This is a genomic window from uncultured Alloprevotella sp., assembly GCF_963536905.1.
Classification (GTDB): domain Bacteria; phylum Bacteroidota; class Bacteroidia; order Bacteroidales; family Bacteroidaceae; genus Alloprevotella.
In genome coordinates this window covers 1-16,497 of record NZ_CAUTBW010000014.1, presented here as the reverse complement: position 1 = coordinate 16,497, position 16,497 = coordinate 1, and the positions used below count along the sequence as shown (strand labels likewise).

Genomic DNA, 16,497 nt, shown 5'->3' with positions numbered 1-16,497 from the left:
TTGTGTCCTTTTGTCAGAAAAAGCGATTGTTGTGCAAACTGGCTCAATACAGCCCATGAGCGCGAGCTTCCGTGGCGCGAAAAATATCCTTATTGTGTCAGCTGACGCAATAAGGATGTCAGCTGACAGCCTTATTGTATTTTCAAACGCAATAAGGATATTTTTGTGGGGCTATAAGGACGGACGAAATCTGCCTCTTTTGCTCGTTTTTTGAGCGAATAAAAACTACTTTTCTATTATATGCCTCGAAAAGAAATAAATTGTTTTGTTGTGTGTAAGCAAAAGTGTACATTTGTGCACTTAATCGCAAAAATTACCTAACTAATATTCAAATACCTAAACCAAATTATAATGAAAAGAAACCTTTACCTGTTCTTTTTTCTGATGGCGGTGCTTTTTGCTCCCCAAGCTATGGCGGGCACTTTCCCAACCATCAGTACCAGCAGCAAAACTGTCTGGTATTACCTTCGCTTTACCAAAGGCGACTATGTGCTGACGGGCTCCTCCGTTGGTCAGCCTTGTATCGCGAGTTTCGCAGCTCGGCGCGAATACCAGCTGTGGAAAGTGGAGGGCACAAGCGCACAAGGCTACACGCTCACCAATCAACTCGGTCAGACACTGACCTATGCTGGTAGATCTTCGGGTTCAGAACTCTATTGTGCCAATGCTGCCAGCAACAATTCTCGCTTCGATATACCCACATTCCAGGGCGAACTGACCCTCAAGCCCCACGGCGAAACGGGCAACCTCTGTGTCAATGTTTGGGGCGGTATGGGGCTTGGTAATCCCATCAAGTTCTATTCTCCCGGCGATGCCAACTCCGTAGTGGCTTTTGTGGAAGAAAAGAATTTGAACTCTACCAGTGCCACCCTTCCCCTTATTCCTTACCCCGCTTCCGTAGTGAAGAGCGAAGGAACATTGCTCGTGAATACGCTCAAAGGAATTGTGGCCACAGGCGACTCCCTCAAGATGCTCGCCCAGACCTTTGCTGACGATTTGCAGCGCACTTCGGGTATCGCTTTGCCCACCCTCGAACAGCAACCCACTACTGGTGCGGGACAGAACAGCCCCGCCGTTACGCTTGCCATCAATTCTGCGCTCGGTCAGGAAGCCTACCGACTGACAATCAAGGCCGACGGCGTAAAGATTGAAGGTGGTGCATACGGTGGGGTCTTTTATGCACTACAAACCTTACGACAGTTGTTGCCGCGCAGCATCTATGGTAAGACGCTCGACAATAAATCAGCTTGGACATTGCCCTATCTGACCATTCAGGATGCCCCACAACTTGGCTACCGCGGCTTTCAGCTCGATGTGTCGCGCCATTTCTTCACGAAAGAAGAAGTGGAAAAACTCCTCGATGCAGCTTCTGTTTACAAACTCAATCGTTTCCACTGGCATTTGACCGATGATCAGGGCTGGCGCATTGAGATTCCCGAATATCCGCGCTTGACCACCGTTGGCGCAGTGCGCAATCGCTCACTGACGCTCAACGACCCAACTAAGGGCGTTGACTTCTTCGACGATACCGAGTACGGACGCGGTTGTTTCTACACCCTCAACGATTTGCGCGAGATTGTGGACTACGCTCGTGCTCGCAATATCGAAATTATCCCCGAAATTGACATGCCGGGCCACATGGTGGCTGCCGTAGCGGCTTACCCCTGGCTATCGTGCGACTCAACGAAGCACTACACGGTGCGTGCTGAGAAAGGTATCAGCACCGACGTTCTCAACGTGGGCGACGACCGCGTGATCGATTTCTTGAAGTGTGTGCTTGGCCACGTCGTGGACGTGTTCCCCAGCCGCTACATACACCTTGGTGGCGACGAGTGCCCCACCACCGTTTGGCGTACTAACAAGCAATGCCAAGACCGCATTAAAAACGAAGGTCTTAGTGGTGTTGAAGAACTCCAGCCCTGGCTCGTTGAAACCCTCGGCACTTGGCTCAAGACAGAATACGGCCGCGATGTGGTAGTTTGGGACGAACTTATCAACCATTGGAAAAATTCGTACACTGTAAAGCCCGTCGTGATGGCATATTCTTCGCCCGAGCGTATCAAAGCATCTGTGGCGAAAGGTTTCACCAGTATCTTCGCGCCCACCTTCCCGCTCTATTTCGACATCTTGCAGGTGTCGCCCGCTCAAACCGAGATCGACGCCCCCTACATTGGTGGCTACGGCGACGGATACGTGAACAGCGTTGACAAAGTTTACAACGTGAACCCCATGGCTATGGTAAGCGGCAAGGAGAAGCTCCTGCTTGGTGCGCAAGCCTGTCTCTGGACGGAGAGTTGCAACAACAATGCTGCTGCCGAGTATCAGCTCTATCCGCGCTTGCTGGCTCTCAGCGAAATGTCTTGGTTGCCACAAGCAAAGCGCCGTTTCACTGATTTCTACCTCCGTTTGCAAACTCACGCAGCTTTGCTCGATGCACTCAAAATCACTTACGCGAAACATTTCTTTGAGACACCGCGACAAACAGCTGCTGAAAAAGCATTGACCGAAGCCGACACACTGTTGGCGCAGAGCCATCCAGGCGCAGTGGGCTACCCCGCACAGACCGACTTCAACCTCTTGCAGGCGGCTGCCAACGCTTTCCGTGCCGACACAGCCAATGTGGCCAAGCTCACAGTCCTCACGCAGCAGATTGCCAACTACAAGAAAGCCGACGTGAAGCTCCCCGAGGCAGGCAAGGTTTATCAGCTCGTGAGCGCTTCTACTTACTATCGTAAACGCTTTGCAGGTTCTACGCTCTATACTGTAGGTGATAATCTGAAGATCCACTACACGCCGCAGACAGAGCCCGAAGAACTCTTCCTCTTCCAGCCGCAACAGCGCGGAGGCTATGTGCTCCGTTCGGTTTTCAACGGAAAGAAACTCCAACTTGCCAATGTGGATGCGAAAGCAGCCTTGAACGCCAAGGATTCCACCGTTGTGTTCGTGCGCAAAGCCATGACGGCCACCGCTCCCTACGACTATCAAGCCGGTGTCCTGAATCTGCGTAGCAACAAGGGCGTGCTCTCTGTGAATGTGGCTGGTTTTGCCACGACAGGCACCGACTCTGCTCTCTGCTATCCCGGTTGCTGGCGCATCGTGGAGGTGACGGATTTCACGGCGCAGCTTCAAGGTCTTGTCAACAAGGCAAACCGCATTCTCTCCAATAGTCGTCCGGGCGAAGTGGGCGAACCTACGGCCGAAGCCCTCAACTTCCTCCGCTCTTCCGTGGTAGATCCTGCTACGGCCGATGTGGCTGCTGGTAGCGTGAGCCGTGAAACTTTCCAACGCTATACTGACCTCTACGAGCAGTACAGCAAAATGAAACGCACCTCTGTGCTCGACGGCTTGAGCAGCGACTACTATTATTACATCCAAAACGGCTATTTTACCGCACAATATGCCGCTGGTGATGCCGTTGCTAAGGAAGTGAAGTCCAAAACCCTCGTGGAGAACAACGATAGCTATCTCTGGGTGATTGAGAAGCAAGCTAACGGTTCGGTACGCCTGCGCAATAAATTGACAAATACTTATGCCTATGTGACCTCTTCAGCAGTAGACCAGGGAGTCAAGCTGGGACAGGCTTATTCATGGGAATTGAAACTCGTCACTACGGACCAAGGCAACGAAGCCATCGCTATCGTTGTTCCGAATGCGCAGAACGGTTGGTACACAAATGTGAACACCTGGAAGAATGTCCTGCTGAAACCCTACACTTGGGGCGCAAGCGTTTGGAACTTTGTGCGCAGAGGCAAGACAACAGGTATTGAAACTCCCACCGTGCAGACCGAGAAAGAAAATAAGACTTACGACCTGCAAGGCCGCCGCGTGTTGACGCCCACTTCTGGCGTTTACATCATCAACGGCGAGAAGGTTGTGAAATAACACGAGAGCCACAAGGGCCATCACCGCCTTTGAACGGTGATGGCACCCATAAAGCTACCGATTTCTCCTATAAGGGCGTTGGCTGACACAATAAGGCTGTCAGCTGACGCCCTTATTGTATCCGCTGGCTTCCTTATTGTGTCAGCCGACAGCCTTATTGTATTTTTCAGCCGCCTTATTCTGTGGGGCAATATCTCGCTTGGAAGGCAGCGAAGCGTAAGAAAGTTGGAGCATACAATAAGCGCGTGGCCGAAAATCGTGGCTTATCCTTTTGCTTTGTGCAGGCTTTCAAGTAATTTAGCCCCCAAATAATAAAACGCGATAATCAGAATGGATTATAACTTTAGAGAAATCGAGAAAAAATGGCGCGAACAATGGGCCAAGGATAAGACGTATCACGTTGAGATAGATGCGTCGAAACCCAAGTTCTACGTACTGAATATGTTTCCCTATCCCTCTGGCGCAGGCCTTCATGTGGGGCATCCGCTGGGCTACATCGCCAGCGACATCTATGCTCGCTACAAGCGGCAGAAGGGTTTCAACGTGTTGAATCCTATGGGCTATGATGCCTATGGTTTGCCCGCTGAACAATATGCCATTCAAACGGGGCAGCATCCGGCAGTGACCACGGAGAAGAACATTGCCCGCTATCGCGAACAGCTTGACAAGATTGGTTTCAGCTTCGACTGGGACCGCGAAATACGCACCTGCGACCCGCAGTACTACCACTGGACGCAATGGGCCTTTACCAAAATGTTCAATTCGTTCTATTGCAACAAATGCCAGGCAGCACAGCCCATCGAACACCTCACGGCCCACTTTGCCGAAAAGGGAACGGCCGAACTGGATGTGGCTCAGAGCGAAGAACTCAGTTTCACGGCTGAGGAGTGGAACAGCTACGACAGCGTGAAGCAACAGCAAGTGTTGATGAACTACCGCATCGCCTATCTGGGCGAAACGATGGTGAACTGGTGTCCAGCCCTCGGAACGGTGTTGGCCAACGATGAAGTGGTCGATGGCGTTAGCGAGCGCGGCGGCCACCCCGTGGTGCAGCAGAAGATGAAGCAATGGTGCTTGCGCGTGAGTGCATACGCTCAACGCCTGCTCGACGGTCTCGACACGCTCGACTGGAGCGACTCTATCAAAGAAACACAGCGCAACTGGATTGGCCGTAGCGAAGGCACGGAAATGCAGTTCCGCATCAAGGGGCAAGAAGAACCCGTCACGATTTTCACCACGCGCGCCGACACTATCTTCGGTGTGACGTTCATGGTGTTAGCACCCGAGAGCGAACTCGTGGAGCGTCTCACTACGCCCGAGCAGCAAGCCGCTGTGAAGGAATATGTTGAGGCCACGAAGAAACGCACCGAGCGCGAACGCATTGCCGACCGCCGTGTGACGGGTGTGTTCTCAGGTTCGTATGGCATCAATCCGTTCACCGGAGCAGAAGTGCCCGTGTGGATCAGCGATTATGTGCTGGCTGGCTACGGCACGGGAGCCATCATGGCAGTACCCGCGCACGATAGCCGCGACTACGCCTTTGCGCGCCACTTCAACCTGCCCATCATCCCGCTTATTGAAGGGGCTGATGTGAGCGAGGAGAGTTTCGACGCCAAGGAGGGAACTGTTACCAACAGTCCTGCCGCTGGCACTGAGAGCCTCGAAGGCTTCAGCCTGAACGGTCTGACGGTGAAAGAAGCCATCGCCGCCACCAAGAAGTTTGTCACCGCTCGCAACCTGGGTCGTGTGAAAATCAACTATCGCCTGCGCGACGCCATCTTCAGTCGTCAGCGCTATTGGGGCGAGCCATTCCCCGTTTACTACAAGGACGGTATGCCGCAGATGATCCCCGAGGATTGTCTCCCCATCCTGCTCCCCGAAGTGACAAAGTTCCTCCCCACCGAAACCGGTGAGCCTCCATTGGGCAACGCCACCCGTTGGGCGTGGGACGAAGAGCACCGCTGCGTTGTTGAAAACGAGAAAATCGACAACAAAACCGTTTTCCCCATCGAACTTAGTACGATGCCTGGTTTTGCAGGCAGTTCGGCCTATTACCTCCGCTATATGGATCCCCGCAATGATAAAGCCCTTGTGGACGAGAAGGTGGATGCCTATTGGCGCAACGTGGATCTCTACGTGGGCGGTTCGGAACACGCCACCGGCCATTTGATTTACAGCCGATTCTGGAACAAATTCCTCCACGACAACGGCGTGAGCTGTGAGGAAGAACCCTACCGCAAACTCGTGAATCAGGGTATGATTCAGGGCCGCTCCAACTTCGTGTACCGCATCAAAGACACCAACACGTTTGTGAGCCTCGGCCTCAAGGACGAGTATGAGACAACGCCCCTCCACGTGGATGTAAACATCGTTGAGAACGATATTCTCGACACCGAAGCCTTTCGCAAATGGCGCCCCGAATTTGAAACAGCCGAATTTGTGCTGGAAGATGGCAAATACGTATGCGGCTGGGCAGTAGAGAAAATGAGTAAGTCGATGTTCAACGTAGTGAACCCCGATGACATTATAGACCGCTACGGCGCGGACACCCTCCGCCTCTACGAGATGTTCCTCGGCCCGATCAGTCAGAGTAAGCCCTGGGACAGCAACGGCGTTGACGGCTCCGCTCGATTCTTGCGCCGCTTCTGGAACCTCTTTGAAACCATCGAAGAGACAGAGCCCACGAAGGACAACCTCAAGAGCCTCCACAAGCTCATCAAGAAAGTGAGCGAAGACATTGAGGAATTCTCCTACAACACAAGTATTCCGGCCTTTATGGTAGCCACAACGGAGCTGGGACAGCAGAAGTGCCACAGTCGCAAAGTGTTAGAGCAGCTTGTAGCCCTTCTCGCACCCTTCGCCCCCTACATCTGCGAGGAACTCTGGCACCGACTCGGCCACACAGAGAGTGTGGTCAACGCCCCCTGGCCCGAGTTTGACGAGAGCTACCTCAAGGAAGACACCATCACCATGTCCGTCTCCTTCAACGGTAAGACGCGCTTCACCATCGACGTGGCCGCCGAAGCTCCGAAGGAGGAAGTGGAGAAGCTCGCCCTCGAAAACGAGAACACAGCTCGCTATCTCGATGGCAAGCAGATTGTGAAGATTATCGTAGTGCCCGGACGCATCGTTAATATCGTTATCAAATAAAAACATCTCAAAGCTCCTCCCCAGTGGGAGGGGCTCTTCCTTACTTCAAACAATGCTATGCTAGGTTTTAACAAACCCGTTGTCACGAAAGAGCAAGTGTTCTTGGAACTGAAAGACTACTTGTTTATCACTTTCGGCCTCGCGCTCTACGCTGTGGGCGTAAACTGCTTCATGCTGCCTTATCAAATCACGTCGGGCGGCGTTGCGGGTATCGGTTCGATCCTGTTCTATGGTTTCGGACTTCCTATTGCCGTGACGTATTTCTCCGTCAATGTGTTCCTGCTCATACTCTCGGTGAAGATTATGGGCTGGCGGTTCAGCATCAAGACCATCTATGGAGTTCTCATGCTTACACTGTTCCTTCAGTTAGGGCACGACTTCATGATCAACTTTGGTATGACCCACCCTGGAGAGTTTGATATTATCTATAAGAATATGCCACAGATTGTTCGGAAGGACGCGTTTATGAGTACCGTTCTCGGAGCGTCCTGCGAAGGTATCGGTCTGGGCATCGTCTTTCTCTCCAACGGCTCTACAGGCGGCACGGACATCATTGCAGCTATTATCAACAAATACAAAGACGTCACACTGGGGCAGGTGATTATGTTTGTCGACATCTTCATCATTTCCTCCAGTATACTCCTCAATACTGTCAATATCTCGCAACTGCTCTACGGCTACTGCACGCTGATCGTTACGAATATATTGCTGGACTTCGTGGTGGATAGAGGTCGACAATCCGTACAGTTCTTTATTTTCTCCAACAAATACGGCGATATTGCCGATGCCATCACCTCTACAGGGCGCGGCGTGACCGTACTCGATGGTGAAGGCTGGTACACCCACGCTTCGCGCAAGGTGCTTGTGGTGCTGGCCAAGAAGCGCGAAAGCGGACAGATCTTCCGTTTCATTCAGAACATCGACCCCGAAGCCTTCGTCAGTCAGTCGAAAGTTATCGGCGTCTTCGGTTACGGCTTCGATCGCATAAAAGCCAAACGCCAAGCCAAGGCTGCACCGAAACGCGAGAATCTCCCAACGCCCGAAGAAGAGCGCCTCGTGGTGCCAGAATGGACAACTCTCAACGGCTACGAGCCTGGCAAGGAAAAATGAAACAAGTCACGATAGTTCCTCAGGGCGGACTGTGCAACCGGCTTCGCGTTGTACTCTCCGCCCTGACGCTTTCTCGCCCCGATGTCAGCCTGCGCGTGGACTGGGCCTGCAATGCCGAGTGTCGCGCCAACTTTGCCGACCTCTTCGCAACGGCTCCGCTCACTCCACTCCTAATTGGTGAGCGGCGTTGGTGGAACGTGCCGCAGTCGCGCCGCAACCTGCACTTGCCCGCCTTGTTGCGCCGCGCCTGCTACGACCTCCAACTCGTCAATTTCAATGGAGCCACCGATAACCGTTTACCGCGACTCATCGACACCTATAATAATATATATGTGTCCACGGGCTATGTTCTCCAGCCATATTCCGCCCATTTCGCGCAACTTCTGCACCCCGTCCCCGCTTTGCAGCAGCGCATCGACGACATCTGCCGTACGTTCGAGGATAGAGTCGTGGGCGTTCACATTCGCCGTACCGACAGTGTGCGCTCCATAGCCGAAAGCACCGATGCAGCTTTTCTTTCCGCCATGCAGCGGGAGGTGGACGCCGACGCCAACGTTCGTTTCTTCCTCGCCACCGATTCGCTCGCGCTCCGCGCCCGTTTGGAAAACGCTTTTCCAGATCGCATCGTGACGCAGCCCGTTCAGAGCGTTCGGCGCGACACGCTCGCTGGTATGCAAGATGCCGTGGTCGACCTCTTCTGCTTATCGCGCACACGGAAACTCCTGGGCAGCTATTGGTCGTCCTTTTCCGATATGGCCGCAGAACTTTCGGGCATTCCCCTCCAAATAGTAAAAACATCACACCCCTAAAGAAACAGAATATGAAACGCCTCGTTTTTGCCACTAACAACGCTCACAAACTCGAAGAAATACGCGCCATCTTGGGCAACCATATCGAACTGCTCAGTTTGGCCGACATCCATTGCGACACCGATATTCCCGAAACCGCTGACACCCTCGAAGGTAACGCGCTGATAAAGGCGCGCTACGTTTATAGCCACTACGGCCTCGACTGCTTTGCCGACGACACCGGTCTGGAGGTGACCGCACTCGGTGGTCGCCCGGGAGTTCACACCGCCCGCTATGCCTACCCCGATCGCCACGATGCGGAGGCCAACACAGCCCTCTTGCTCGAAGAACTGAAAAATAAATCGGACCGCAGCGCAAGATTCCGCACCGTTATCGCGTTAATAGAGAAAGGGGAGGAGCACCTCTTCGAAGGCATCGTTGAGGGAACGATTGCTCCAGAGAAGCGCGGCACACAGGGCTTTGGCTACGACCCCGTCTTCTCTCCCGAGCAAACGGGCAAGACCTTTGCCGAGTTGGGCGTTGAGGTGAAAAACAACATCAGCCACCGCGCCCGCGCTGTTGCGAAGCTCGTAGCGTTTCTCAACAAAGAGAAATAAAACGCCACCCCCTCCCCGTTCACCACAATCCTTATCCGAATGCGCAAACTCTCAATCCTTCTGGCCACGCTGCTGCTTGTGTTCGTCACGGCTTCGGCCACGGCCACCGATGGTTGGACACTCTTTCCGGCCTATCATAACTGCATCTTCAATCAGCCTGCGGCCGACCGCATCTACGCCCTCTATGATGGCAACTTGCTCTCTTACAGTCCAGCGGACTCCGAGGTGCGCCAACTCACGAAGCTAACAGGGCTCAGCGATAAGTCCATAAGTCTGATGGGCTATTCCACCACGCAGCGTTGCCTCGTCTTGGTCTATGCTAACGCAAATATCGACCTGCTCTTCGACAATGGCCGCATCCTCAACATCCCGCAGCTCAAAACGAGCAGCGACGGTACAGCACAGCTCAACGCCCTCAATGTGGCGGGCGACTGGGCGACGTTGGCCACCAGTACGGGCGTTGTCGTCATCGACCTCAAGAAGAGGGAGGTGAAGGGTTCTTATGTTTTGGGGACCAACTGCCGTGCGGCGGCTATCTTCAATGGGGCAATCTTTGCCGCGCGGAATAGGGCACTGACTTATTGCCTGCTCTCCGACAATCCCGCCGATGCCACGCGTTGGCGGACGGCGCGCAGCGAAACGGCTCTCCAGCTGATGCCGTTTGCGGGCCGACTTTTCTATTCCTCCGCCGCTGGTCTCTATGCCCTCACGGGGTCGCCCGCTGCGGGGAACCTCTCGGTTAGTCAGCTTTCGGCATCTGTCTTCACCTCTTTTTATGCCGATGCTCAGAAGGCGGTCTTTGCCAACGCTTCCGAGGTGGATGTCTGTGAGGCCACTCGTCCCGACCAACTCTCGAGTTATGCTGCCAACGCGTCGTGGAAACAAGTCAGTCGTGCCAATAATGGAACGTTTTGGGTGACTACTTCGGAGGGACAGCTCCAAGCTTACAAACTCAGCGGAAGTGCCTTTCAGGCAATGGAGACATCCATAGGTGGCTACGGTCCGAAGCGCGACCTCTGTTATTATATGTATTATGCTGGCCCGCGCCTGCTGGTGGCCGGCGGTCGTCTCGACCCTTACGATCGGGTGCACTATCCTGCCACGTTGATGGCCTATGAAAACAATCGTTGGAGTTCCTTCCAAGAAACCGGCATTGCGGCAAAAACGGGCGTGGTCTACCGCGATATAACGAGCGTCATTCAGGACCCCGCCGATGCATCCCACCATTTCGCCACCAGCACAACGGGACTGTATGAGTTCCGCAACCAGCAATTCCTTAAATACTATTCCAACGACAATGCCGCCCTTCAGTCGGCCGTGCCCGATGGGAATAAACGCTACATTCGTTTGGATGGCTTGAGCTATGATAAGCAGGGCAATCTCTGGATGGTTAATAATCAGGTGGACACCGTTTTGCGCGTGCTCTTGGCCGATGGTTCTTGGGCAAAAGTCTATTCCCCCTCACTGCGCATGGCTCCCACGCTCGAGCGTACGCTGATTGATGCTAACAACAACCTGTGGGTGGCTTCACGCCGTACGGTGAGCAATCATGTGTCGGGACTTCTCTGCTTGAATTTCAATAGTACGCCCGCCAATCTTTCTGATGATGTCGAGCGCTACCGTTCGGCCGCTCTCAACGAGGACGGAACGCAGGTGGATCTCCAAAGTGTCTATGCCCTTGCGCAGGATCGCAGTGGCTGGCTTTGGGTGGGAACGGCAAACGGCGTCTTTGTTGTGGAAAAACCAGCAGATTGGTTCAAAGAGGACTTTACCATCACGCAGGTGAAAGTGCCGCGCAACGATGGCACTAATTATGCCGACTATTTGCTGGCCAACGTCGCTGTTTCGGCCATAGCGGTGGATGGCGCGAATCGTAAGTGGCTCGGAACCTACGGCAGCGGCTTGTATCTCGTAAGCCCCGACGGAACAAAAATCTTAGCGCATTTCACAGCAGCTAAAACGCCGCTACTCTCCGACAATATATACAGCTTGGCGGTCAATTCGGAGACGGGCGAAGTCATGATAGGCACCGATGCAGGCTTGTGTTCCTATCAAGGCAAAGCCACGCGACCATCCCAGAAGCTCGACGAGCAACAGGTGAAAGTATATCCCAACCCCGTCCATCCTGACTATCAAGGGAATATCACCATCACCGGACTGACAGAAAACGCCGAAGTGAAAGTGATGACCACAGGCGGGCAGGTAGTAGCCGGTGGCCGATCGATTGGTGGCTCTTTCGTGTGGGACGCTTGCAACCAAAACGGACAGCGAGTGGCAACGGGAGTCTACTACATCCTTGTGGTCACCGCCGATGCAGGCAGTGGCATAGTGGCCAAAGTGGCCATCATATAACATCTTTTGCGGAGTGCGCGTCGCCTCAAAGTTTGGGTGACGAGTACTCCGCAAGAGTTTTATCAACAAAGCTCAAAAAACTTCGCAAATAAGAGATAAAGTAAGATTTCTCCCGTGAAAAGTGTATTTTGGTATGTTTTTTAGTAGAAAATATACGAAAAATTTGTGCAACTCTTTAAGTTACTTTATATTTGCCCTGTATTTAACGGAATTTATAAGTATTATTTTTTAAAATACAATAGCAATGAACAAAAGTGAATTAGTTAAAGCTATCGCCGAGAACGCTCAGCTGAGCCAGGCAGATGCTAAGAAAGCGCTCGATGCTACTCTTGAAGCAATCGCAGGTGCAATGAAAGAAGGTGACAAAGTAGCTCTCGTTGGTTTCGGTACTTTCTCTGTTTCAGAGCGTGCTGCTCGCGAAGGTCGTAACCCGGCAACTGGCGAGAAGATGACAATCGCTGCTAAGAAGGTCGTTAAGTTCAAAGCAGGTGCAGAACTTGCATTCTAAATGAATAAAAAGGCTGGAGATTTCTCTTTCTCCAGCCTTTTTTGTGTCTTGATATAACTGTGCTGGACTATATTTGATATAGTCCTAAAAAGGGGGAAGCGTCCCACCAAAAGTATATAAATAAGATTCGTCTTTTTAGAGCGTTTTTATTTCTTTCTGCCATCGTCCGACAAGAGAATATTCCCAGTTGAGAATATCCCAAAAGAGAAGTTTTTGCTATAAAATAAATATAAAACTCTCGCATTTTAGATTATTCGCTGTAACTTTGCAGCGGTATATATTAAAACATGAATCTTTTTAAGTGTTAGGATAACTAAACACAAAGACTATCTTGTATGAGAAAATTTTTACTTTTTGGATGGATGCTCCAAGTGTCCATGTGCTCTTTTGCGGCACAAAATCTGAAGAAAATAGGGGTCGATGAAGGCCCGAAAACTTCAGGCATTGTCATAAACGAGATCCAGGCCTCCAATGTGGATATGTTCGTGGATCCTTCGTTTAATTATGGAGGGTGGATTGAACTCTATAACCCTACGTCTTCACCCGTTGATTTGAGCCGTTGTTTCATCAGTGATGATGCAACGAACTTGAAGAAATGGGCCCTTGAAAAGTCTGTGGGGATGATTCCTGCAAAAGGATTTGCCACACTCTGGTTCGACCATCATAGTCAATATGCAGAGTCGCAAATTGGCTTTGAGTTGGAGAGTAAAGGGGCAACCCTGTATATCAGTGATGCCGATGGGACTATTATCACTCAGCAGAAATATCCCAAAGCTATGAGTCGCACTTCCTATGCACGAACAACCGATGGCGGGACCAAATGGGCTGTAACTGCTATGCCAACGCCGGGCCGCACGAATGCCACAAGTATCTTCGCCGAAAAACGTGTGAAGAAGCCCGAAGTGAGCGTGTCAAGTCAGCGAATTAATGGCCCGATCAGCTTTGATGTGAAGATTCCGCAAAACACTACGCTGCGCTACACCACGGACGGTTCAGCACCAACATGGACGCATGGTGAGACATCTACTGACGGACATTTCACCGTGAGCGATGCAGCTGTGTTCCGCTTTTGTCTCTTTCAGGAGGGTAAACTTCCCAGCCATGTGGTGACACGTTCTTTCTTTAAGGACAATAAGCAAAACTTGCTTCCCATCCTTTCCGTAGTGTCAGCCCCCGAAAATCTCTATGGCGATTCGCTCGGCGTTTTCGTGACAGGTGTTAATGGCAAACCCGGTAATGGCTCTGTAGAACCGCGCAACTGGAACATGGATTGGGACAGACCTGTGAGCATGGAACTTATCTCTCGTGATAACAAATCGCTCTTCAAACAAGAAACAAATCTTTCTATCTGTGGAGGATGGAGTAGGAGTAATGTGCCTCATTCCTTTAAGCTGAAAGCCAACAATATCTATGATGGGGAGAACACGCTTGACTATCCGTTCTTTTCTGCCAAACCTTTCATCCGCAACAAAACCTTGCAGATGCGTTCAGGCGGTAATGATAGTTTCGGCCGTTTTAAGGATCCTGCACTGCAAACTATTGTCCTCTCTTCAGGACTATACATTGATGGACAGTCCTACGAACCCGTTCTGACCTACGTCAATGGGAAATACAACGGTGTGATGAATATTCGTGAACCGAATAATAAGCATTATTCTTTCGCTAACTATGGTTTGTCTTCTGACGAACAAGACCAATTCGAGATGGATGGCTCGCTGGGCTATCAACAGATGGCTGGAACGGACGACAGCTTCAAACTTTGGCGACAGCTGGCCGAGCGTTGCACAGAAGACAGTGTGTACGAGCGTATCACCAAAATGGTCGATATCGATGAGTATTGCAACTATTGGGCTTCGCTACTCTATCTCGAACCGCTCGACTGGGGACATAATAATATCAAAGGATTCAGAGGCAAAGCTGAGGGAAGCAAATGGCACCACGTCATGTTTGACCTTGATAGTGCTTTTGACGGTGATATGAACAAGATGCTTAATACCGTAGAAAGGTACTACACTGCAGTGGAACGCCCTGGAAGCGTTGTCGTAAGAGAACTCGCGCCAACCATCATATTCCGCAATATGCTTAAGAATGCTACTTTCCGTAAGCATTTTATAGATGCGTTCTGTATCATCTCAGGTAGCGTCTTCGAACCTAGTCGCTGTACGCACATTGTGGACAGTCTGCTCAACAATGTCAAAGAAGCTATGTTTGCAGAGGGAATCTCTCCTCTGGGCTCTGCTGGAACCATCAAAAACAAACTGACGGCAGAACGTCAGGCGGCTATGATTGCCAAACTGAAAGCTCATCCTTTGATGGAACTCAATGGCGTCGAAGCTGAACAACTGAATCTTTCTACCAATCTGCCGGAGGCTCGACTGCTGATCAATGACCAACCCGTGCCAACCAATAGCTTCAGAGGTGCACTCTTTTCGCCGATTCAGATCAAAGCCGTAGCACCTGCGGGCTATCGCTTCATGGGATGGAAGAATGTACAGCCCAATTCCTCCAACCTCATTCAAAAAGAAAGTAACTGGGACTTCTACGATAAAGGCTCACTGGACGATCAAAACTGGAAAGCACCCAACTATAATAGTGCTTCATGGAAGCAAGGACGCGCGCCGTTGGGCTTCTCCAAAACTGGGGCGGGCTTCAATACGCAAATTAGCTATGGTGCGGATGCTGCCAACAAAATCCCTACTTACTATTTCAGAAAGACCATCACACTCCCTGCTCGACCAATGCCGACCGATGTCTTTAACTTCAACTTCAACGTGGATGACGGGTGCGTAATCTATCTCAATGGAGTAGAAGTGGGACGACACAACATGAACTCCGGAACGCCTACATACACCGACTTCGCTTCTACCTTCGCTGACGAGTACGATAGGGCTACGATAACCATTAGTCCGGAACTCTTCAAAGCTGGGAAAAATGTAATTGCTGTTGAAGTACACAACGTCTCAGCTCCTTCTTCCGATATTTATTGGGACGCATCACTCGAACTAAAATCTTCGGCAACGGACAATGATTATGTGAGTACGAATCCCGTATATGAGCTGCCGGCAGAGGGGAGCTATGAACTGGTGGCAAGTTTCGAACCTCTCAACGCTGAAGATTTGGCATACACTGAAAATCGTCCAGTGAAAGTGAATGAAATCAGTGCTTCAAACAGTGTCTTTGTCAATGAGTACGGAAAAAAAGACGATTGGATAGAATTGTACAACACTACAGATGAACCTCTCAATGTAGAAGGTATGTATCTCACCAACGACTTCCGCAACCCCGAGCTCTTCCGCATCTCTGGCGGAGATAGTATCAACACCGTCATTCCGCCTCATGGCCATCTCGTGGTATGGGCTTCTAAGCGCATTCAGAAAAAACAGTTGCATGCCAACTTCAAACTGGCGGCTGAAAAAGGCTATGTGATGCTAACTTCTGCGGATCGTACCTGGAGCGATACGCTCACCTATAAACTACACAATGGAGATCAATCTATCGGACTTTATCCTGATGGAGGCACTCAGGCCTATCTGATGGATAAACCAACCATTGGTGCAGCAAATATTTACACTATGTATGCTGAACCTTATGCCGATGATAAGAATAGTTTGGTAACTTCCCTTCCTTCTCTCATCTCTCGTATGGGAGGCTTAAGCATTGCCTTCGACGGACAGGCCTTGACCCTCAAGAGTGAATACGATACCCATTGCCGCCTGGAGATATTCAATGCCTCTGGACAAAAGATTTCCTCGAAGACTGTCCAACTCCCCGAAGGCTTCTCACAAGAATCTGTGAACAACCTACCAGTTGGTATCTATGTGGCTCGCCTGAGTGACAACGACGGCAACTACTGCTCCGTGAAATTCATTCGAAAATAACACATATCCCATCCTTAACCTAAAGCGCTGAAGTTGGAAGACTTCAGCGCTTTTTCTATGTCCCCAACTGCAATTGTTAGCACACTCATCAAGAGCCGTATCTAAAAAAATATGCATTCTCACCTTTTCCGCTACTCTTTATAATATAGCTTCCATTACAATAAGCCTGTGAGCTGACGCAATAAGGCTATCAGCTGACATCCTTATTGTAT

General features: G+C 51.1%; 8 protein-coding genes. All 8 read left to right on the top strand.

From position 1 onward, the window contains the following. Positions 1-351: 351 nt before the first annotated feature. On the top strand, positions 352-3,882 hold the full coding sequence (locus ABLA33_RS03795) for a beta-N-acetylhexosaminidase (protein ID WP_347719302.1): 3,531 nt from the start codon (positions 352-354) through the stop codon (positions 3,880-3,882). Positions 3,883-4,212: 330 nt separating this feature from the next. Continuing rightward, on the top strand, positions 4,213-7,032 hold the full coding sequence (gene leuS, locus ABLA33_RS03790) for a leucine--tRNA ligase (protein WP_347719301.1): 2,820 nt from the start codon (positions 4,213-4,215) through the stop codon (positions 7,030-7,032). Positions 7,033-7,089: 57 nt separating this feature from the next. Beyond that, on the top strand, positions 7,090-8,142 hold the full coding sequence (locus ABLA33_RS03785; RefSeq protein ID WP_347719300.1) for a YitT family protein: 1,053 nt from the start codon (positions 7,090-7,092) through the stop codon (positions 8,140-8,142). Then, positions 8,139-8,951, top strand: a complete 813-nt coding sequence (locus ABLA33_RS03780; RefSeq protein WP_347719299.1) for a hypothetical protein — start codon at positions 8,139-8,141, stop codon at positions 8,949-8,951. The genes ABLA33_RS03785 and ABLA33_RS03780 overlap by 4 nt, the downstream gene beginning before the upstream one ends. Positions 8,952-8,962: 11 nt before the next feature. Next, complete coding sequence (locus ABLA33_RS03775) at positions 8,963-9,547, top strand: non-canonical purine NTP diphosphatase (protein WP_347719298.1); 585 nt, start codon at positions 8,963-8,965, stop codon at positions 9,545-9,547. 39 nt (positions 9,548-9,586) lie between these two features. Continuing rightward, entirely contained in the window at positions 9,587-11,899 is a 2,313-nt protein-coding gene (locus ABLA33_RS03770; RefSeq protein WP_347719297.1) for a two-component regulator propeller domain-containing protein, read from the top strand. 244 nt (positions 11,900-12,143) lie between these two features. Continuing rightward, complete coding sequence (locus tag ABLA33_RS03765; protein ID WP_311490279.1) at positions 12,144-12,407, top strand: HU family DNA-binding protein; 264 nt, start codon at positions 12,144-12,146, stop codon at positions 12,405-12,407. Between the two features lie 335 nt (positions 12,408-12,742). Further along, a complete protein-coding gene (locus ABLA33_RS03760) occupies positions 12,743-16,285 on the top strand; it encodes a lamin tail domain-containing protein (RefSeq protein ID WP_347719296.1) in 3,543 nt (1,180 codons plus the stop codon). Positions 16,286-16,497: the final 212 nt, after the last annotated feature.

What these genes read in the sequence shown, in the direction of transcription:
- ABLA33_RS03775 (WP_347719298.1), top strand. Translation starts at nt 8,963, where the DNA reads ATGAAACGCCTCGTTTTTGCCACTAACAACGCTCACAAACTCGAAGAA.
- ABLA33_RS03770 (WP_347719297.1), top strand. Translation starts at nt 9,587, where the DNA reads ATGCGCAAACTCTCAATCCTTCTGGCCACGCTGCTGCTTGTGTTCGTC.
- ABLA33_RS03760 (WP_347719296.1), top strand. Translation starts at nt 12,743, where the DNA reads ATGAGAAAATTTTTACTTTTTGGATGGATGCTCCAAGTGTCCATGTGC.
- ABLA33_RS03780 (WP_347719299.1), top strand. Translation starts at nt 8,139, where the DNA reads ATGAAACAAGTCACGATAGTTCCTCAGGGCGGACTGTGCAACCGGCTT.
- ABLA33_RS03785 (WP_347719300.1), top strand. Translation starts at nt 7,090, where the DNA reads ATGCTAGGTTTTAACAAACCCGTTGTCACGAAAGAGCAAGTGTTCTTG.
- ABLA33_RS03765 (WP_311490279.1), top strand. Translation starts at nt 12,144, where the DNA reads ATGAACAAAAGTGAATTAGTTAAAGCTATCGCCGAGAACGCTCAGCTG.
- ABLA33_RS03795 (WP_347719302.1), top strand. Translation starts at nt 352, where the DNA reads ATGAAAAGAAACCTTTACCTGTTCTTTTTTCTGATGGCGGTGCTTTTT.
- leuS (WP_347719301.1), top strand. Translation starts at nt 4,213, where the DNA reads ATGGATTATAACTTTAGAGAAATCGAGAAAAAATGGCGCGAACAATGG.